18 protein-coding genes are annotated in these 19,877 nt (G+C 49.0%); 17 read left to right on the top strand and 1 reads right to left on the bottom strand.

Annotated elements, in window-relative coordinates; genetic code table 11:
* Positions 1-52 precede the first annotated feature (52 nt).
* The 9 genes from folD (at position 53) to spo0A (ending at position 9,188) form a co-directional block, all read left to right on the top strand.
* Positions 53-889, top strand: coding sequence for a bifunctional methylenetetrahydrofolate dehydrogenase/methenyltetrahydrofolate cyclohydrolase FolD (folD, locus tag KNO90_RS01730; protein WP_215112882.1), 837 nt, complete (start codon positions 53-55; stop codon positions 887-889).
* The gene (gene xseA, locus KNO90_RS01725) at positions 882-2,228 is read left to right on the top strand and encodes an exodeoxyribonuclease VII large subunit (protein WP_214741091.1); all 1,347 of its coding nucleotides are present in this window, start codon (positions 882-884) and stop codon (positions 2,226-2,228) included. Before folD ends, xseA begins: the two co-directional genes overlap by 8 nt.
* Positions 2,203-2,427: an exodeoxyribonuclease VII small subunit gene (gene xseB, locus KNO90_RS01720; RefSeq protein ID WP_215112881.1), complete on the top strand. Its 225-nt coding sequence runs from the start codon at positions 2,203-2,205 to the stop codon at positions 2,425-2,427. The genes xseA and xseB overlap by 26 nt, the downstream gene beginning before the upstream one ends.
* On the top strand, positions 2,424-3,302 hold the full coding sequence (locus KNO90_RS01715) for a polyprenyl synthetase family protein (protein ID WP_215112880.1): 879 nt from the start codon (positions 2,424-2,426) through the stop codon (positions 3,300-3,302). The genes xseB and KNO90_RS01715 overlap by 4 nt, the downstream gene beginning before the upstream one ends.
* A gap of 125 nt (positions 3,303-3,427) precedes the next feature.
* Complete coding sequence (gene dxs / locus KNO90_RS01710; RefSeq protein WP_215112879.1) at positions 3,428-5,320, top strand: 1-deoxy-D-xylulose-5-phosphate synthase; 1,893 nt, start codon at positions 3,428-3,430, stop codon at positions 5,318-5,320.
* Positions 5,321-5,326: 6 nt separating this feature from the next.
* On the top strand, positions 5,327-6,142 hold the full coding sequence (locus KNO90_RS01705; protein WP_214741087.1) for a TlyA family RNA methyltransferase: 816 nt from the start codon (positions 5,327-5,329) through the stop codon (positions 6,140-6,142).
* A 153-nt stretch (positions 6,143-6,295) separates the two neighbouring features.
* Positions 6,296-6,745 (top strand): transcriptional regulator AhrC/ArgR, encoded by a 450-nt coding sequence (gene ahrC, locus KNO90_RS01700; RefSeq protein WP_012726567.1) that lies wholly within the window; start codon positions 6,296-6,298, stop codon positions 6,743-6,745.
* Positions 6,746-6,758: 13 nt separating this feature from the next.
* On the top strand, positions 6,759-8,456 hold the full coding sequence (gene recN / locus KNO90_RS01695; protein ID WP_215112878.1) for a DNA repair protein RecN: 1,698 nt from the start codon (positions 6,759-6,761) through the stop codon (positions 8,454-8,456).
* Positions 8,457-9,188 carry a sporulation transcription factor Spo0A gene (gene spo0A, locus KNO90_RS01690; protein WP_214741083.1) on the top strand — a complete coding sequence of 244 codons (732 nt, stop codon included), beginning with the start codon at positions 8,457-8,459 and terminating at the stop codon, positions 9,186-9,188.
* Positions 9,189-9,841: 653 nt separating this feature from the next.
* On the opposite strand, the gene KNO90_RS01685 is transcribed toward spo0A, so the two are convergent.
* Positions 9,842-10,090, bottom strand: a complete 249-nt coding sequence (locus KNO90_RS01685) for a DUF2627 domain-containing protein (protein WP_214741081.1) — start codon at positions 10,088-10,090, stop codon at positions 9,842-9,844.
* Between the two features lie 134 nt (positions 10,091-10,224).
* On the opposite strand from KNO90_RS01685, the gene KNO90_RS01680 reads away from it, so the two are divergent.
* From KNO90_RS01680 to KNO90_RS01645, 8 genes are all read left to right on the top strand, one after another.
* Positions 10,225-11,862 (top strand): sigma 54-interacting transcriptional regulator, encoded by a 1,638-nt coding sequence (locus KNO90_RS01680; RefSeq protein WP_215112877.1) that lies wholly within the window; start codon positions 10,225-10,227, stop codon positions 11,860-11,862.
* A gap of 121 nt (positions 11,863-11,983) precedes the next feature.
* Positions 11,984-12,880, top strand: coding sequence for a phosphate butyryltransferase (yqiS, locus tag KNO90_RS01675; RefSeq protein WP_214741077.1), 897 nt, complete (start codon positions 11,984-11,986; stop codon positions 12,878-12,880).
* Between the two features lie 25 nt (positions 12,881-12,905).
* Complete coding sequence (locus tag KNO90_RS01670; protein ID WP_215112876.1) at positions 12,906-14,027, top strand: Glu/Leu/Phe/Val family dehydrogenase; 1,122 nt, start codon at positions 12,906-12,908, stop codon at positions 14,025-14,027.
* Between the two features lies 1 nt (position 14,028).
* The gene (buk, locus tag KNO90_RS01665; protein WP_215112875.1) at positions 14,029-15,120 is read left to right on the top strand and encodes a butyrate kinase; all 1,092 of its coding nucleotides are present in this window, start codon (positions 14,029-14,031) and stop codon (positions 15,118-15,120) included.
* On the top strand, positions 15,104-16,513 hold the full coding sequence (gene lpdA, locus KNO90_RS01660) for a dihydrolipoyl dehydrogenase (protein ID WP_215112874.1): 1,410 nt from the start codon (positions 15,104-15,106) through the stop codon (positions 16,511-16,513). Before buk ends, lpdA begins: the two co-directional genes overlap by 17 nt.
* A gap of 12 nt (positions 16,514-16,525) precedes the next feature.
* On the top strand, positions 16,526-17,533 hold the full coding sequence (locus KNO90_RS01655) for a thiamine pyrophosphate-dependent dehydrogenase E1 component subunit alpha (protein ID WP_483299183.1): 1,008 nt from the start codon (positions 16,526-16,528) through the stop codon (positions 17,531-17,533).
* Complete coding sequence (locus tag KNO90_RS01650) at positions 17,533-18,510, top strand: alpha-ketoacid dehydrogenase subunit beta (protein WP_012726557.1); 978 nt, start codon at positions 17,533-17,535, stop codon at positions 18,508-18,510. The genes KNO90_RS01655 and KNO90_RS01650 overlap by 1 nt, the downstream gene beginning before the upstream one ends.
* A gap of 12 nt (positions 18,511-18,522) precedes the next feature.
* Positions 18,523-19,842, top strand: a complete 1,320-nt coding sequence (locus KNO90_RS01645; protein ID WP_251127301.1) for a dihydrolipoamide acetyltransferase family protein — start codon at positions 18,523-18,525, stop codon at positions 19,840-19,842.
* The last annotated feature ends 35 nt before the right edge of the window (positions 19,843-19,877 follow it).

The raw sequence follows: 19,877 nt of genomic DNA, 5'->3' as shown, positions 1-19,877 counted from the left end.
AAGACACCAGACCAACTACAGAAAAACCTAAAGACAACGGGGGATGAGAGAGATGGCAGTAGTGATCGACGGGAAACAAGTGGCAGCATCGTATCGAGAAACGTTAAAAGAGCGTGTGGCGGATCTTCGCGCACATGGCATCGTACCGAAATTAAAAGTAGTGTTGATTGGGGATGACCCAGCAAGTCATAGCTATGTACGAGGGAAGGAACGGGCGGCAGAAGAAATCGGAATCGATTCACAAGTCCTCCGTTTTGATGAAACGATTAGCGAGAAGGAATTGCTCGACTTGATTGACATGATGAATGCGGATGAGGAAGTTCACGGGATTCTCGTGCAACTCCCGTTACCGAAACACATCGACGAATCACGAGTCATCATGCGCATCTCTCCTGAAAAGGACGTAGATGGATTCCATCCCGAGAACGTCGGAAAGATGATGCTCGGTTTAGATACCTTACTTCCATGCACGCCTCACGGCATCTTGCACCTTGCAAAAACACAAACTGAGATTGCCGGAAAGCACGTTGTCGTCGTCGGTCGCAGTCAAATTGTTGGAAAACCGGTAGGCATGTTGTTTTTGAATGAATCAGCAACGATCACATATTGCCACTCGAAAACGAGTGACCTTGGAGAAATGACACGACAAGCTGACATCTTAATTGTCGCAGTTGGGCGTGCACGTCTCGTCACGGCGGATATGGTTAAACCCGGTGCGCTCGTCATCGATGTCGGCGTCAACCGAGTCGAAGGTCGCCTTGTGGGTGACGTAGATTATGAAGCCGTTAAAGAGAAGGCGAGTGCCATCACGCCTGTGCCGGGTGGGGTCGGCCCGATGACCATCACGATGCTCATGCATAATACAGTCGAGGTGGCATCACGTGGCTAACCCACTTCCGGTATCTGAAGTTGTCCGATATGTGAAGCGACAACTCGATGATGATATATTGCTTCGGCAAGTCGCAGTCATCGGTGAAATCTCAAACTTCAAACGCTATTCATCTGGACATTGTTATTTCACGTTGAAAGATGACGCCTCTCGCATGAAAGCCGTCATGTTTTCTCGCGATGCCAAGCAGCTTCAGTTCGAACCGAAAGATGGGATGAAGGTCATCGCCGTCTCGAAGGTGACGATGTATGAGGCGACAGGTGATGTGCAACTATACGTCGAATTGATGCGCCAAGACGGCATCGGTCTGCTGTTTGAACGATATGAGGCGAGAAAACGAGAACTCGAGGAGATGGGTTGGTTCGACGAGAATCGAAAACATCCGCTCCCTAAGTTTCCAGAACGAATCGGGATCGTGACGTCTCCTAAGGGTGCTGCACTGCACGATATCGCGACCACACTTCGTCGTCGTGCTCCGCATGTTGCCATTACGTTCGCCCCTGTTGCTGTACAAGGCGAGATGGCGGCCCCACAAGTCGCGTCTGCCATTCGCTGGATGAACGAACGCACCGATTGTGACGTACTCATTGTCGGTCGTGGGGGAGGTTCTATTGAAGAACTGTGGGCATTTAATGAAGATGTCGTGGTGGAAGCAATCTATGCTTCCACCATTCCTATCATTTCAGCTGTCGGTCACGAAACGGATTTTACGCTGTCCGACTTTGTCGCTGATGTTCGGGCAGCGACTCCGACAGCTGCGGCGGAACTTGCCACAGCGATGATCGAGGCGCAACGAAAAGATATTGAGCGTTTGGACATCCATCTGCACAAAACCATCAAAAACCAACTGGAAGATTCTCGCACCCGTGTCGAACGGATGATCAATAGTTACGGATTGAAATCGCCACGGTATACAATTTCTCAGAAACGGGAACGATTTGCCCAATCGGAAGTCCGCCTTGAGCAAGGGATGAAGCGTCATCTGAACGAAGCGACGCATCAGCTTCGTCAGTTGTCGCAACAGCTCGATGTAAAACGATTCTTAAAGACGTTGTCGCAGCATGGGGAGAAGATTGATCAAACAGTCGATCGACTTCATCGAACAAAGCCATTGGAGCATTCAAAACAACAGTTCGCCCACCAAGTAGGGCGATTGCACGCGGTTAGTCCACTAGCTGTCTTATCACGTGGCTATACATTCATTGAACAAGATGGTGTCTATGTACAAAATGTGAAACAATTACGCGACGGTGACATTTCAATCCGTTTTCGAGATGGTCATGCGGTCGCCGAGGTGAAGGAGAGGATTGTCGGTGACGGAAAAAGAACAGACATTTGAAGCGGCGCTTGAGCGCCTCGAACAAATCGTTGCGCAGCTTGAGAGCGGTGATGTTCCATTAGAGGAAGCGATGACTCTTTATGAGGAAGGTGTCCGTTTGTCTGAAATGTGCCAGACAAAACTCTCTGCCGCAGAAAAGAAAATGGATGAAATTTTAGAACTTGACGGTACCCTTCGTGAAAAAGGAGGGTCCGCATGAACCGTACCGATGACTTGAACAAATGGAAGCGAACTGTCGAAGTGACGATGCAGGAACTCATCGAATCAAGTGAGATGCCGAAACGTCTTCGGGATGCAATGTCGTACTCGCTAGAGGCTGGCGGGAAACGCATTCGTCCTGCCCTCGTTTATGCCGTTCTTGAAACGTACGGCGTTCCGGTCGTGCGCGGGCGGGAAGTCGCATCCGCACTCGAGATGGTTCATACATACTCGCTCATACATGATGACTTGCCTGCGATGGATGATGACGATCTTCGTCGTGGCCGTCCGACGAACCATCGGCAGTTCGATGAAGCGACCGCAATCTTGGCAGGGGATGCCCTATTGACAGATGCGTTTCGTATTCTTACTGAAATGCCGATTCCAGCAACCGACATCGTCGAAATCATTCGCATTTTCGGTTTGGCGGCAGGCAGTTCAGGGATGGTCGGTGGACAGTTAGATGATATGTTGGCTGAAAAACGGTCTGACGTCACGCTCCAAGAGCTCCAATCGATCCATGAGCGTAAGACGGGTGCGCTACTTGTCTATGCACTTGAAGCCGGTGCGATTTTGGCCGGTGCCTCTCGAGAAGATCGGGCGCGCCTCAAACAGTTCGGACGTCATCTTGGAATCGCTTTTCAGATTCAAGACGATATTCTAGACATCATCGGAGATGAGCAAGCCATTGGAAAGCGCGTCGGCTCGGACGAACAGAATGACAAGACAACATATCCGAAACTACTCGGCTTGGATGGAGCGAAGCGCGCTCTGAACGAAGAAGTGGGAGCGGCACAAGATGCCATTGAATCGCTTTCCGTTCCAGCGCCGTTACTTCTTGAGATGTTGTCATTTGTAGTGAAGCGAAATCATTGAACCCCGGTGACACGATGAGCACATCGTGTCACCTTTGTTTTAGGGGAATGTGTGGCATCTGCCGTCACATTCTTGTAAAATGAAAGGTACGAATCAGTAAAATGTGAGGAGAAAGGATGGTCATTATGGACTTGACATCCATTCAAGACCCGTCGTTCCTGAAACGGATGTCTGTATCGGAACTCGAAGCACTCGGTTCAGACATTAGACGATTCTTGATTGAAAAATTGGCAGTAACGGGAGGGCACTTGGCGCCAAACTTAGGAGTAGTGGAGTTGACGCTTGCCTTACACCGTGTATTTGACAGTCCGAAAGACCAACTCGTATGGGACGTCGGTCATCAGGCATACGTTCATAAAATTTTAACAGGACGTACGAGCCAGTTTGATACTCTCCGACAATACAATGGGTTATGTGGTTTCCCAAAACGTTGCGAAAGTGAGCATGACGTGTGGGAAACAGGTCATAGTTCGACATCACTCTCTGCCGCGATGGGGATTGCAATCGCGAATGAGTTGAAAGGTCGTTCGGACGATCGAGCCATTGCCATCATCGGAGATGGTGCGTTGACTGGGGGAATGGCACTCGAAGCATTAAATCACATCGGTGCTGAAAAGCAGAACGTCATCGTCATTCTAAATGACAATGAGATGTCGATTGCACCGAACGTTGGAGCCATGCACAACATGCTCGGCCGTATTCGTGCATCACGTAAGCTGAAACATGCGCGTGAAGAAATGGAATCGCTTATCAAACATATCCCACTCGTTGGGAGCTCGCTTGAGCGTAGCGGGGAACGAGTGAAAGATCTGTTGAAGTCTGCCCTCATTCCAGGAACGTTCTTTGAGGAGCTTGGCTTCACTTACTTTGGACCGACAGACGGACACGATTTGAAAGACTTGCTCGAAACGCTTGAGTACGCGAAGAAAATCGACGGTCCGGTTCTCGTTCATGTCATCACGAAAAAAGGGAAAGGTTATCGTCCGGCAGAATTGGACGGTGTCGGAACATGGCACGGCCTTGGACCTTATAAGATTGAATCTGGTGAAGTCATCAAAGGGAAGCCGAAAGGACCAAGCTATTCGAAAGTTGTCGCGGAGACGATCACGAAAGTGGCCGAGTCGGACGAACGGGTGACGCTCATCACACCGGCGATGAGTGTCGGTTCGAAGCTCGATTGCTTTACGAAGAAATTCCCGGAACGTATGTTTGATGTCGGTATCGCTGAACAACATGCGGTCACGCTCGCCGGAGGACAGGCAACACAAGGGTTGAAACCGGTCGTCTCAATCTATTCAACGTTCTTCCAACGGGCATACGATCAACTTGTCCATGACATTTGTCGTCAAAACCTGAACGTCGTGTTCACGATTGACCGCTCTGGTCTTGTCGGAGCAGATGGAGAAACGCATCAAGGGGTGTTCGATATCGCCTTCATGCGTCACGTACCAAACATTCGAATCCTGATGGCGAAAGATGAAGAAGAGTTGCAACAACTCGTTTATTCTGCGCTTCGTTATGATGATGGACCGATTGCGATTCGCTTCCCGCGCGGTGAAGGGATCGGTGTACCGATGAGTGAGACACTTCAAGAAATTTCACTCGATGATTGGGAAGTCGAAGCAGAAGGGACAGATGTTGCCATCTTGACGTTCGGTCCTCAAGTGCAAGACGCTCTCGAAGTCCGTGCACTATTAGAAGGAAAGCTCAGCGTGCGCGTGATCAACTGTCGTACCATCAAACCGCTCGACGATACGATGCTGGCGTCACTGTATGCAGAGGGAATCCCGCTCGTTACATTAGAAGAGGCCGCTCTCGCTGGTGGCTTTGGTAGTAGCGTGCTCGAACATGCGAACGAAACCGGTGCGTACCCGCGTGTTCAACGTCTCGGTATTCCTGATCGATATATCGAGCATGGCGGTGTCAACCAGCTCTTAGAAGAGATTGGACTTCGACCAGCCCAAATGGCGGAATCGATTGAACGGTTCGTCATGGAGACAAATCGACAGAATGTGTGAGGGATTATGGAAAAAAGAACGAAAACTAGATTAGATGTATTGCTCGTCGAACGCGGACTTGCTGAAACACGAGAAAAGGCGAAGCGGTCTGTCATGGCCGGTCTCGTCTACAGTGGGACAGAACGCTTGGACAAAGCGGGCGATAAAGTATTTGATGATATCCCGCTAGAAGTCAAAGGACAAGTTCTTCCTTATGTTGGACGCGGCGGTTTGAAACTCGAGAAAGCGCTCGACGTGTTCCCGCTCGACGTCAACGGTCGTGTCGGAATCGATATCGGTTCATCGACAGGTGGGTTCACGGATTGTGCGCTTCAAAACGGTGCGACTCAAATGTATGCGGTCGATGTCGGATACAATCAACTCGCCTGGAAACTACGGAGCGATGATCGTGTCGTCGTCATGGAACGGATGAATTTCCGCCATGCGACGGCCGATCAGTTCCCGATCAAACCAGATTTCGCGACGATTGATGTCTCGTTTATCTCGCTTCGGCTGATGGTGCCACCACTGAAACAAATCTTGAAGCAAGACGGTGTCGTCATGGCACTTGTCAAACCTCAATTTGAGGCCGGTAAAGCCGATGTTGGGAAGAAGGGCATTGTCCGGGACCGTAACGTCCATGAACGAGTGGCGAGCGATATGGTCCGTTACTTCGCATCGGAAGGCTTCTTCGTCGAAGGATTAGACTACTCACCAATCACTGGCGGAGACGGGAACATCGAGTTTCTTCTCTTCGCTCGATATACGGGAGTAGGTGGCGTTGCGCCATCACTGCAAGTCGAAGAGGTCGTAAATGCGGCCCATGCCAAACTGAAGGGATAAGATGTTGCTACAGACCTCGTCGTCTGTAGCTTTTTTTTACTTTTCTCTGAGATGGGGAATGGTGGAAATACCACCTGGAATGCTAGACCTTTTTTCGACAATACTTTAGAATGATAATGTGTATGTGAAACGAAAAATGAGGTGTCAGCGCTTATGAACAAAGGACAGCGATTGATTAAAATTCGAGACATCGTGACGAATCGAGAAATCGAGACACAAGATGAGTTGGTGGATGAGCTTCGTCGCTCAGGATATCCAGTCACACAGGCAACCGTATCTCGGGATATTAAAGAGTTACATCTGGTCAAAGTACCATTGAACGATGGACGGTATAAATATAGCTTGCCTGCGGACCAACGCTTTAATCCATATGGGAAAATGAAGCGAATCCTTAGTGACAGCTTCGTCTCGGTCGATTCTGCTCAAAATTTGGTCGTCATGAAAGTGCTCCCGGGAAATGCTGATGCAATTGGCGTTTTGATCGATCATTTATCATGGGATGAGTTGATCGGAACGGTTTGTGGAGACGATACGATTTTAATGATTGCACGCGATGAAGAGAAAGCGAAGCAAATCATCGATCGACTACTCGGAATGTTATGAGGTGAACGTACGTATGTTAGCAGAACTATCAATCAAACAGTTTGCGATTATCGACGAATTGAACATTCCGTTTAATCGGGGTATGACAGTTCTCACAGGTGAGACAGGTGCCGGTAAATCGATTTTGTTGGATGCGATTGGGTTGCTTGTTGGAGGGCGTGGCTCAAGTGAATTCGTGCGATATGGTCAAGACAAGGCTGAAATCGAAGGGTTGTTCATGATTGATCCCGATCATCCTGTCATCGAAGCTGCCGAACAATACGGTATTGATGTCGAGGATGGGACCGTCATCTTACGCCGCGACCTACATAGTAGCGGAAAAAGTGTCTGCCGAGTGAACGGGAAGATGATGCCGCTGTCGACGTTGCGTGAGTTCGGACGACTACTCGTCGATATTCATGGTCAACATGAACACCAACATTTAATGGATCCCGAATTTCACTCAGGAATACTGGATCATTTCGCTGAGAAAGAGGTCGGTCCATTAGTAGAGGAATACCGCACGGCATATACGGCCTGGAAACAAGTCGCCGATGAATTGAAGCGGCTCAGTCAAAGTGAGCAAGAGCTCGCACAGCGAATGGATCTCTTGTCGTTTCAAACGAAAGAAATCGAAGCCGCTGAACTAAAGGCTGGTGAAGAACAGGCATTGACGGAAGAGCGTGATGAATTGGCCAACTTCGAGCGCATTCACCAGCATATCCGTCTCTCGTATGAAGCGGTTGCCGAAGAATCAAACGGACTCGATAAAATCGGGATGGCCATGCGTGAGATGGAAGAGGCGTCACAGCTCTCTTCGTCATTGAATGCCGTATCGGAGACGATTTCCAACGCATATTATTTGTTGGAGGACGCAAAGTTTCAACTTCGTGACCAGTTGGATTCTCTCGAATTCGATCCGATTCGATTGGACGAGATCGAGTCACGATTGGCTTTGTTCCAGCAGTTGAAACGGAAGTATGGAACGACCATCGAGGAGGTCATCGCATACGGGGAACAAGTGTCCAATGAACTGAAATCGATGACGAATCGTGAAGAACATTTACAAACGCTCTCTGATGACCTCGTGCGTTTAGAACAAGTCGCGAAAGAGGCTGGAGGGAGATTGTCTGCAGCACGTAAGTCGGCAGCGGAATCTCTGCAGCAAGCGATTCATCGAGAGTTGAAAGAGTTATACATGGAGAAGACGGCGTTCGAGGTCCGTTTCAATCCAACCTCTCTCAAACAAGACGGAATGGATGACGTAGAGTTTTATATGATGACGAACGTTGGAGAACCGTTCAAACCGCTGGCGAAAGTGGCTTCGGGCGGTGAACTTTCTCGTGTCATGCTTGCGCTCAAGTCTATTTTCTCAAGAACGGTCGGCGTGGCCTCGATTATTTTTGATGAGGTCGATACAGGTGTCTCTGGACGTGTCGCACAAGCGATGGGAGAAAAGATATTTCGACTATCTGTCGGCTCTCAAGTGCTTTGTATCACGCACTTGGCACAAGTCGCGGCGATGGCAGATCAACATCTCTATATAACAAAAACTGAAACGAATGAGCGAACCAAAACAAATGTCACGTCTCTCGACCACGAGAGTCGGATTGACGAACTAGGTCGCATGATTGCTGGTGCACAAATGACAGATTTGACGAAGCAACACGTGGAAGAGTTACTCGAGATGTCACAGCAAGTAAAACAGAAGTTCATCAAAGGAGTGTCATAAGTGATTACATTATGTATTGCGGACGACAATCGAGAAATCGTCGATTTGTTGAGCCGACAACTAGAATCTGAGCCTGATCTTCGTGTCGTGGGTACCGCGCACGATGGGGAAGCGTGCTTGGATGTCGTCAAGACACACCAACCGGATGTACTCTTACTCGATATAATCATGCCGCATTTGGATGGGATCGGAGTATTACAACGCCTGAATGAAGAATTAGGCGATGAGAAACCGGAAGTGATCATGTTGAGTGCGTTCGGAAAAGATGAAGTGACAAAACAGGCCGTACAACTTGGTGCCTCTTACTTCCTCGTCAAACCGTTCAACATCCAACAGCTATTAACAAAAATCCGTGAGTTGTCAGAAGGAACAAATCGAGAATTCGATGGGATGACACCTGAAGAAATTGAAATCTCACTGCTGCTTCAACAACTTGGAATCTCTCCGCGAATTAAAGGGTTCAAGTATATTCGTCAAGCGGTCATTTACGTGCGAGAGCGCCAAGACTTGCTCGGTTTGATCACGAAAGAATTGTATCCGATGGTGGCGAAGGAGCATGAGACGACCTCGTCACGTGTGGAACGTGCGATGCGTCATGCAATCAAGACGGCGTGGGATAACGGTATGCGCGATCATGAGATGTTTGAGGGGCGACCGGAACGGGAGCGGAGTCCGAAAAACTCGGAATTCATCTCATACTTTGTTACCTATCTTTCATTTAAAAGTAGTTAAATCATTTCCTGAGGACTGAGTCAAAAACGACTTAGTCCTTTTTGTGAATCAATCAGTAAAAGATTTATTCACTTTAAGAAAGAAAGCGCTTGCAAAAAGGCTGGCTTTTGTTATAATAAAGGTGTACCAAGTTACTTGGACAAGCGTCAGATGAACGCTTTTCAAACGTGTTCCGGAGCAGTGTTTGAAGAATAAAATCATCTCGGTTCGCTATCCGATCATAGCTCAGAGGTGGGAACGACACCTCAAGTCGTTTATGTCCCGACGTGAGGTCGCGACAGTCGCTCATTCGCGAGACGATTCTATCATCAGCTCGAAGCTAGGGGTTGATATAGTAAAAACAAATCGTTCAGTTAACCAAAAGGAGTGTTGTCAACCGTTGAACAGTTTATGGCAAGCGTTCGACTTCACGATGGATGGTTGGACATGATCCGATAATTAAACAGTTAGTAACTCGGATGGATTTGTTCCGTTCACGCAAGACGGCAGTTACTAAAGTTCTTTCATACTTCTTCATTAAGAAGACATTGGATATCATGTCAAAGTAAGTGATGTAGTTGGAAAGGAGATCATCCGTAGTGATCACAATTCAATACGAATAAAAGGTTCCGCACTTGAAATGAAGTCAAGTTAGGGAACCTTTTTTTGTGTGCTTATGAGTCGAATCGTTGAACTTTTCCTGTTTTTTTGTCGCGGTTGAAAATATAACCGGCTACAAATCCGATCCCGCCCATGGCGAGCAGAAGTCCAAACGTCCCCTGCAACATGGAGGCGGCAGCGAGTGAATCAATCCATGTAAACGGTGCGCTCGTCTTCAAAAAGAAGCTGTCGCGTAGCAATTTGATTCCGTATACACCTAATAATCCAGGGACGATTAAGATTAGAAGCGCAATGAAACGCATGCAATCTCCTCCTTTACCATACATTATTTTAACAGAAATCACTCCGTTCCACACGGTCTATTTTTGGGCGGCTTGCGCATCAGGTTAGGATTCAGTAGCATGAAATAGAGAAGAAAGATGATGGGGGAATACGTATGAATAAACGATTGATGATTGTGGGGGCAGGAAAAGGGGGAACCGAGGTCCTTCATATGCTGATGGATTCACCGCTCGCGACGATTGTTGCGGTCGTAGATTCTGACGCATCTGCCGAAGGAATCGCCCTTGCTAAAAGTTATGGCATATCTGTGACGGACGATTGGAAACAGTATGCTGACGCAACATTAGATTTTGTCATCGAAACGACCGGGCAGCATCAGACGTTCGAACAGTTAAAAGATCATTTCAAGGATGCGGTCGTCTTACCAGGGGAATTCATCCGTATCGTCGTCGAGCGATTGAAACAGAACCAACAGATGCTTGAAGCGATTATCGAATGCACGAGCGAAGCGATTTCAGTGGCGGACCATCATGGAAACACCATTTTGATCAATCCATCCTATACACGATTGACAGGGTTCAAAAAAGAGGACGTCGTCGACAAACCGGCAACAGCAGATATTGGGATGCAGGAGAGTGTCCATTTGAAAGTATTATCTACTGGCCAGGGGGTTCGGGATATCCGGATGCAAATTGGGGCGACACGACGGGATATTCTTGTGAACGCGGAACCGATCATCGTGGAAGGAAAGTTACGAGGTTCGGTTGGGGTCATCCGTGACGTGTCACAGATTCGTGCCCTTCGCGATGAACTACAAGAGGCGCGAACGCGCATTCGAAATTTAGAGGCCAAATACCAGTTTGCCGATATCATTGCGACGAGTGATGCGATGCGATTTGTCATCGAGCAAGCAAAACTTGCCGCTGTGACCCCGGTGACGGTATTGATTCGTGGAGAATCGGGAACAGGAAAAGAACTGTTCGCACACGCCATTCACGGGGAGTCTCCTCGTAAATTTAAAAAATTCATTCGCGTGAACTGTGCGGCCATCTCACCGACCCTTCTTGAAAGTGAACTGTTCGGATATGAAGACGGTGCCTTTAGTGGAGCCAAGCGTGGTGGAAAGACCGGTTATTTCGAAGAGGCGGACGGTGGTTCACTCTTTCTTGACGAGATTGGGGAGTTACCTCTAGATGTCCAAGTAAAGCTGTTGCGTGTCTTGCAAGAAAATGAAATCGTTCGCGTCGGTGGTACGACGGCAATCCCAATCGATGTCCGCATCATTGCCGCGACAAATGCTGACCTTGAACAAAAAGTGGCGGACGGTACGTTCCGAGAAGATTTATATTACCGCATTAATCGCATGCCGATTCATATTCCGCCTCTTCGAGAGCGATTAAACGAACTTGAAGCATTATGTGAACGCATCATCCGTAAACTGAATCAAGAATATGGGCGCAGTGTGCGCGGTGTTGATGAAGATGCCTTGTCTTTACTGAAGAGCCAACATTGGAAAGGGAACGTACGAGAACTTGAGAATGTGATTGGACGGGCGATGATCTATATGGCGAGTTCCGAACAGTGGATTGCACCTCACCACTTACAGTTATCGAATCGTTCGACGAGCCAAAAAGTTGTCGAGTCCGGTACATTTCATGAGGCGGTTGCGAAGTACGAACGTGATTTAATCGAACGAACGATTGAAGAAGCGGATGGGAACAAGTCTGAAGCAGCCCGACGCTTAAAGATTTCGATTCGAACACTGTACAATAAAATAGGGACCACGCAATAATGTGCATGAAATTTTATGCATACAAAGAAAATAATTACATGGTTATTAACGTTATAAAGCGCTTACAATTTAGGAAAGAAACTTGCTTATGTTATAGTGTAGAGTGCAAGGGGGGACAATGATGAATTTTGAACGGATGCTGACGAATGCGAAACAGCTAGAAGGCTGTACCGTATCGATCGCGGGGGCAGCGGACGAAGAAGTCATTCGCGCCGTTAAACTCGCTACGGATCATGGATTATCACGCTTTATTTTATTTGGTGAATCCCGAGAAATCCGAAGATTGTGTGAACAGCATGGAATCGATGAGTCAGCCATTGATATTTTACATGCAAAAGGTGACGCTGAGATTGCCCGACGTGCCGCACTCGCTGTAAAAAACAAAGAGGCGGACGTGCTCATGAAGGGGATGGTGTCGACTTCGACATTTATGAAGGCCGTCCTCAACCGAGAAGCTGGACTTCGTACGAAACGAACGCTCAGCCATATCGCGTTATTCCAAATCCCGAATCGAGAAAAATTGATCGGGGTGACGGATGCGGCGATCCATATCGCGCCAACGCTAGAAGAGAAAGTCGAAATCATTCACAACGCAGTGGAAGCGATGCATGACATTGGTTACGCATCACCGAAAGTAGCCGCCATCGGAGCGGTGGAAGTCGTCAATCCGCAAATGAACGCGACACTCGATGCCGCGTTACTCAGTCAGATGAACCGGCGAGGACAAATCAAAGGTTGTGTCGTGGACGGACCGCTCGCGCTTGATAATGCAGTCGACATGGTCGCTGCAAAACAAAAGGGCATCAACAGCGAAGTTGCCGGTCAAGCCGATTTATTAGTCGTACCTTACATAGAGGTCGGCAACGTCCTTTATAAATCAATCATGTATTTCGCAGAGGCGAGCGTAGCGGCGATTGTCGTCGGCGCATCTGCCCCTGTTGTATTGACAAGTCGTGCCGATACTGCCGAGGCGAAGCTGTATTCTCTAGCGTTCGCTTTGTTGCATGCCAAAAACTAATCTTACTTAACAGGAGGAATTAATCATGATGGAAACAAACACAGAGCCACGCTTCCGTATTTTTGATGTCTTACAATCTGAGGACTACGAACAAATCGTATTTTGCCAAGACCAAGCGTCTGGCTTAAAAGCGATTATTGCAATTCATGATACAACACTCGGACCAGCTCTCGGCGGTCTCCGTATGTGGAACTATGAATCTGAAGAAGAGGCACTCACGGATGTATTGCGTCTCGCAAAAGGGATGACATATAAAAACGCGGCAGCGGGTCTCAATCTTGGAGGCGGGAAAGCTGTCATCATCGGAAACGCGAAAACGGATAAGTCAGAGGCACTCTTCCGTGCGTTCGGACGATACGTTCAATCGCTCAGTGGTCGTTACATCACGGCTGAAGATGTGAATACAACAGTTGCCGACATGGACTTCATTCACATGGAAACGGATTACGTCACGGGCGTAAGTCCTGCATTCGGTTCAAGTGGTAACCCATCACCAGTAACAGCATATGGCGTCTACCGCGGGATGAAAGCCGCTGCGAAATGGAAATTCGGAACAGATTCACTCGCAGGGAAGACGGTTGCCGTACAGGGTGTCGGAAACGTAGCCTATAACTTATGCCGCCATCTCCACGAAGAAGGGGCACATTTGATTGTGACAGATATTAACGAAGAAGCGCTCAAACGTGCAGAAGCAGACTTTGGGGCGACGGTCGTCAAGCCAGATGAGATTTACGCGGTCGAATGTGACATTTTCGCGCCATGTGCTCTTGGTGCCGTCATCAATGACAAAACGATCCCACAATTGAAAGCACAAATCGTTGCGGGTGCTGCGAATAACCAATTGGCAGAAGACCGTCACGGAGACTTGCTCGACGAAAATGGAATCCTATACGCACCAGACTTTGTCATCAATGCCGGTGGAGTCATCAACGTCGCAGACGAACTTGAAGGCTACAACCGTGAGCGGGCAATGAAGAAAGTCGAACTCATCTACGACAACATGATGCGCGTCTTTGAAATCGCAGAACGCGATGGTGTACCGACACACGTTGCTGCCGATAAGATGGCGGAAGAGCGGATTCACATGATGTCGCGTTCACGCAGTCAGTTCCTTAAAGTTGAAAAAAGCATTCTAGGGAGACGTTAAGATGACAAAACGGCTAATTCTTGCAATCAACCCAGGGTCGACCTCGACGAAAGTTGGATTGTTTGATGGGAAGGAAGAAGTGATGACACGTACGGTCCGACATGCGATCGACGTGACAGGTCTCACACTTCCAGAGCAGTTGCCTCATCGTGAGCAAGAAGTACGCGCCTTGTTAGAAGAGACGGACATCGCGGTCAATGATTTGACCGCGATCGTCGGTCGTGGTGGCTTGCTTGCACCGATGACATCAGGAACGTATACCGTCAACGATCTCATGCGTGAAGATTTGACGAGCGGAAGATTCGGTATGCATGCGTCTAACCTTGGTGGATTGATCGCATCCAAAATAGGCGAGCAAGAGGGAATCCCGAGTTTCATTGTCGACCCGGTCGTGGTCGATGAGATGGATGAGTTGGCTCGAAAAACCGGCATTCCTGAAATCAATCGTCGCAGTATTTTCCATGCCCTCAACCAAAAGGCCGTCGCCAAACGTTTTGCAACTGAAAATGGAAGCGATTACAATGAGCTGAATTTGATTGTTGCTCATTTAGGTGGTGGAATTACGGTCGGTGCTCATCAGCATGGACGCGTCATCGATGTGAACAACGGACTTGACGGTGATGGACCGCTTGCCCCAGAACGAGCAGGTTCAATTCCTGTTGGACAGGTAGTAGAACTATGTTATAGTACCAGGTATAAAGAATCGGAAATGAAAAAGAAAATTGTCGGTCAAGGTGGATTGTTCGCACACCTCGGTACATTCGATGCCATTGAGATTGAGCAACGGATGGAGTCGGGAGACGAAGAGTCGAGACTCCTTTATGAGACGATGGCTTACCGTGTCGCTCAAGAGATTTCAAAACACGGTGCGACGCTCTTAGGTCGAGTGGATGCCATCTTGCTAACGGGCGGGATCGCCTATTCTGACTGGCTGACTGAAAAAATTAAAGAGCGTGTCTCATTCCTTGCGCCGGTCTATGTTTATCCGGGTGAAGATGAATTGAAAGCCTTGGCAGAAGGTGCGCTTCGGGTCATCGAGAAGGAAGAGACCGCACGAGTTTATGAGGGGGATACACATGGCACGAGAATTTGATGTTGTCGTCATCGGTGGAGGACCAGGAGGATACGTGGCTGCAATCAAGGCGGCACAGGCTGGTAAATCTGTCGCAATCGTCGAGTCGAGAAAATTAGGCGGCACCTGCTTACATAGAGGATGCATCCCTACGAAAGCTCTTTTAAAGGCTGCCCATGTCTATCAAACTGCGAAACAGGGAGCCACGTATGGTGTAGAAACGGGAGATGTGACGTTCAATATGGAACGGGCTCAGACGTATAAACGTGATCTTGTGGCTGGTCTTGAAAAAGGAATCGAGCATTTGATGAAACAAGGAAAGATTGAAGTGTTTCGTGGAAAAGCCTCAATCCTTGGACCAAGTATCTTTTCACCACAACCAGGGACCGTATCCGTCGAAGATGAAAGCGGTGAGTCAGAACTGATTTTGCCGAATCAATTGATTATCGCCACGGGTTCGATTCCACGTGAACTTCCTGGATTGCCGTTTGATCACGAACGAATCTTGAACTCAGACGACCTTCTCAATTTTGAAACACTTCCTGAATCGATTGCGATTGTCGGTGGCGGTGTCATCGGAGTGGAATGGGCATCGATGCTCGTCGATTTAGATGTGAACGTGACGTTGATCGAAGTAGGAGATCGATTGCTTCCACTTGAGGACAAGGCGGTCTCCCGTGAAGTAGAGCGTTTATTGAAAAAGCGTGGTGTGCGTGTGAAGAAGAGCGTGACGGTCGACGCTGAACGAACATTGATTCACGAAAATGCAGTGGAGCTTGCTGTCGGGGAAGAAATGTTACAAGTTGACTGTGTCCTCGTCTCGGTTGGCCGAGTTGCCAATACGGAAGACTTAGGACTTCAAAACACGTCAATCGTCGTAGAGAACGGAATCATTCAAGTCGATAGTCAGTATCGCACGAAAGAACGTCATATCTTCGCAATCGGTGACTGCATCGGGAAGTTACAACTTGCTCACGTTGCATCTGCAGAAGGTGTGAAAGCGGTCGAAACGATTCTTGGACTTGAACCAACACCACTTGATTACGCGCTCATCCCGCGTTGTGTATACAGCGTCCCTGAAGTCGCTTCGGTCGGCTTGACGGAAGAAGCGGCAAAAGATGCCGGACATGATGTGAAGACGGGAACGTATCGATTTAACGGACTCGGGAAAGCGCGAATTGAAGGACAAGCCGACGGATTCGTGAAACTCGTTTCGGACAAAGAAACAGATGACCTTCTCGGTGTTCATATCGTCGGACCGAAAGCGACTGAACTCATCACAGAAGGTGGACTTGCGCTCGTCTTGAACGCGACGGCTTGGGAAATGGGACAACTCGTGCACCCACACCCTGCTTTAAGCGAAGCCTTCCAAGAAGCGGCACTGGCCGTTGATGGATTACCGATTCACGCCTAAGGAGGAACAAGGATGGAACAGATGACTGTAAACTCATATGAAGAGCTTGGTTTAACGAAACAAGATTTAGTAGCGATGTACGAAACGATGATTCGTGCCCGTAAAATCGATGAACGGATGTGGAAGTTGAACCGCGCCGGGAAAATCCCGTTCGTCGTCTCATGTCAAGGACAAGAAGCTGCACAGGTCGGTGCGGCGTTCGCACTCGAGAAAGGGATCGATTATGTCCTCCCTTACTATCGTGACGTGGCGGTTGTCCTTCACTTTGGTCAAACATCAAGAGACTTGATGTTGTCTGCATTCGCGAAAGCGGAAGATCCAAACTCTGGCGGTCGTCAGATGCCTGGTCATTTCGGCTCGAAAGAACATCGCATCGTGACAGGTTCATCTCCGGTTACGACACAAGTCCCTCATGCGGTCGGGATCGCACTTGCGGCGAAGATGAAGAAAGAAGAACTCGTCACGTTCGTCTCGTTCGGAGAAGGCTCTTCGAACCAAGGTGACTTCCACGAAGGGGCAAACTTTGCAGGTGTCCATAAGTTACCGGTCATCTTGTTCTGTGAGAACAACAAGTATGCGATTTCGGTACCACTTACAAAACAGTTGGCATGCGAGCGCGTGTCAGACCGTGCGAAAGGCTACGGTATGCCAGGTGTGACAGTTGACGGGACAGACCCGATTGCAGTCTATGCAGCTGTGAAAGAAGCGCGTGAACGTGCACTTCGTGGAGAAGGACCGACGCTCATCGAAGCAGAAGTTGAACGTCTCGTGCCACACTCATCAGATGATGATGACAAAGCATACCGTTCAGCTGAAGAATTGGCAGGATTAAAAGAGCGGGATGGCATTCAATTGTTCCGTCAACGACTTGTGAACGATGGAATCGCAACGGCGGATACACTTGCCGAAATCGATGCTCAAATCGATGCTGAAGTGAATGAAGCGACGACATATGCGGACAAAGCACCGTACGCATCACCTGAATCTGCACTGGATTACGTCTATGAGGAGGAAAAATGATGAAAACGTTTATCGAAGCGATCAATGAAGCGATTCATGAGGAAATGGAGCGCGACGAAAACGTCTTCGTCGTTGGGGAAGACGTCGGCGTACGTGGTGGTGTATTCCGTGCAACACAAGGATTGATTGAAAAGTACGGAGAGGACCGTGTCATCGACGCACCGCTCGCTGAGAGTGCGATTGCCGGAGTCGGGGTCGGAGCTGCCATGTACGGCATGCGACCGATCGCCGAAATGCAATTCGCAGACTTTATCATGCCAGCAGTGAACCAAATCGTATCGGAAGCGGCTAAAATTCGATACCGTTCAAACAATGATTGGACGTGTCCGATGGTCATCCGGGCTCCTTTCGGTGGGGGTATTCACGGGGCACTCTACCACTCGCAATCGGTCGAGGCGATGTTCAGTTCGACGCCAGGTCTTAAAGTCGTCATTCCATCAGACCCAGTCGATGCGAAGGGATTGTTGAAAGCAGCAATCCGTTCGAACGATCCGGTCCTCTTCTTCGAACATAAGCGCGCCTATCGTCTTTTGAAGGCAGACTTGCCGACGGACGAATATACGGTTGAAATCGGTAAGGCTGCGGTTAAACGGGAAGGTGACGATATCACGATCATCACGTACGGTCTTTGCGTGCATATGGCACAAGAAGCAGCAAAAACGCTCGAAGAAGAAGGGATCAGCACTCACATCCTCGATCTTCGTACCGTGTACCCGCTCGACCAAGAAGCAATCATCGAGTCAGTCAAGAAGACGGGTAAAGTGTTACTCGTGACGGAGGACAACAAAGAAGGAAGCATCATCGGAGAAGTGGCGGCGATTATCGCAGAGAAGGCGCTCTTCGAACTCGATGCGCCGATTGAACGCTTAGCGGGTCCTGATGTGCCGGCTATGCCGTATGCGCCACCGATGGAAAAATTCTTTATCGTATCCCCAGAAAAAATTGCCGAGCGGGCGCGTCAGCTCGCGGCGTTTTAAGGAGGCATCTCCATGGAACAAACGATTACTATGCCCCAACTCGGGGAGAGTGTGACAGAAGGAACAATCACGACCTATCTCGTCAAACTGGGCGACCGTGTAGAAGAGTATGAACCACTCGCGGAAGTCATGACGGATAAAGTGACGGCCGAGATTCCGGCGACTAGTGCAGGAATCGTGAAAGAATTCCTCATTCCAGAAGGGGAGACGGTCAGCGTCGGGACACCGGTATTGACGATGGAAGTTGAAAGTGCGGAGGAAGTTGCAGTTGAGACGAAGACCGAACCGATTGCAGAAACGAAACCTGCAGAACCCGTCTCTAAGCAAGCGGTCGCCACTACTCCGAAAAAACAGAGTGGAAACGGTCGATACTCACCTGCTGTCATCCGACTCGCCAACGAGAATGATATCGATTTGAATGAACTGAGCGGAAGCGGTCTAGGCGGTCGGATCACGCGGAAAGATATTCTTCGTTACTTATCAGAAGGACGTCCGGCATCGACTCCTGAGAAAGCGACACAAGCACCTGTCCAAGAGACGATGGTACAAACAAAGATGGACGTTCCGACTGAAGCGCCACGTCCTGTCGTTGAACCGTCACAACCGGTCGCATCATCATCGACGTCTTCTGGACGTTATGAATCGATTCCGACAGCCGGGGTACGTCAAGCGATTGCGAACAATATGGTCCGCTCGAAGCATGAGGCGCCACACGCATGGCTCATGATTGAAGTCGATGTGACGAACCTCGTCGAGGCACGTGCGAAGTTAAAAGATGAGTTCATGAAGCGAGAAGGCGTCAAATTGACGTTCATGCCATTCTTTATGAAAGCGACCATCGAGGCATTGAAGAAGTATCCGATGATGAACTCGGAGTGGGCAGGAGATCACATCAAAGTTCACCAAGACATCCATCTCTCGGTAGCCGTCGCGGCAAACGACGCCCTTTACGTACCGGTCATTCGCCAAGCGGATGAGAAGAACATTAAAGGTCTCGCCGTGGCCCTTCAAGACGTGGCGTCACGTGCGCGTGAGAACCGTTTGAAGGCAGAAGAGATGCGTGGTGGGACGTTCACCATCAACAACACAGGTGCATTTGGTTCGATCCAATCGGCACCGATTTTGAACTACCCACAAGCGGCAATCCTATCAGTCGAGTCGATCGTGAAGCGTCCGGTATGGATGAACGGAATGTTTGCGGCACGCGATATGGTCAACCTTTGTATGTCGGTCGACCACCGTGTCCTCGACGGTCTCGTCGCAGGTCAGTTCTTACAAGCGATCAAACAGTCGCTCGAGTCGATCGATCCGAACACATACACCGTATATTGATTAAAAAATGGAGGCGCTCTCGATCGAGTGCCTCC

It is taken from the genome of Exiguobacterium sp. s63 (assembly GCF_018617335.1).
GTDB lineage: Bacteria > Bacillota > Bacilli > Exiguobacteriales > Exiguobacteriaceae > Exiguobacterium.
This window is presented reverse-complemented; position numbering and strand designations above follow the sequence as displayed.

Bases quoted from the DNA above. Each gene is read 5' to 3' on its own strand.
- folD (WP_215112882.1), top strand. From the start codon at position 53: ATGGCAGTAGTGATCGACGGGAAACAAGTGGCAGCATCGTATCGAGAA.
- KNO90_RS01715 (WP_215112880.1), top strand. From the start codon at position 2,424: ATGAACCGTACCGATGACTTGAACAAATGGAAGCGAACTGTCGAAGTG.
- dxs (WP_215112879.1), top strand. From the start codon at position 3,428: ATGGACTTGACATCCATTCAAGACCCGTCGTTCCTGAAACGGATGTCT.
- KNO90_RS01705 (WP_214741087.1), top strand. From the start codon at position 5,327: ATGGAAAAAAGAACGAAAACTAGATTAGATGTATTGCTCGTCGAACGC.
- ahrC (WP_012726567.1), top strand. From the start codon at position 6,296: ATGAACAAAGGACAGCGATTGATTAAAATTCGAGACATCGTGACGAAT.
- recN (WP_215112878.1), top strand. From the start codon at position 6,759: ATGTTAGCAGAACTATCAATCAAACAGTTTGCGATTATCGACGAATTG.
- KNO90_RS01685 (WP_214741081.1), bottom strand. From the start codon at position 10,090: ATGCGTTTCATTGCGCTTCTAATCTTAATCGTCCCTGGATTATTAGGT.
- KNO90_RS01680 (WP_215112877.1), top strand. From the start codon at position 10,225: ATGAATAAACGATTGATGATTGTGGGGGCAGGAAAAGGGGGAACCGAG.
- yqiS (WP_214741077.1), top strand. From the start codon at position 11,984: ATGAATTTTGAACGGATGCTGACGAATGCGAAACAGCTAGAAGGCTGT.
- KNO90_RS01670 (WP_215112876.1), top strand. From the start codon at position 12,906: ATGATGGAAACAAACACAGAGCCACGCTTCCGTATTTTTGATGTCTTA.
- buk (WP_215112875.1), top strand. From the start codon at position 14,029: ATGACAAAACGGCTAATTCTTGCAATCAACCCAGGGTCGACCTCGACG.
- lpdA (WP_215112874.1), top strand. From the start codon at position 15,104: ATGGCACGAGAATTTGATGTTGTCGTCATCGGTGGAGGACCAGGAGGA.
- KNO90_RS01655 (WP_483299183.1), top strand. From the start codon at position 16,526: ATGGAACAGATGACTGTAAACTCATATGAAGAGCTTGGTTTAACGAAA.
- KNO90_RS01650 (WP_012726557.1), top strand. From the start codon at position 17,533: ATGAAAACGTTTATCGAAGCGATCAATGAAGCGATTCATGAGGAAATG.
- KNO90_RS01645 (WP_251127301.1), top strand. From the start codon at position 18,523: ATGGAACAAACGATTACTATGCCCCAACTCGGGGAGAGTGTGACAGAA.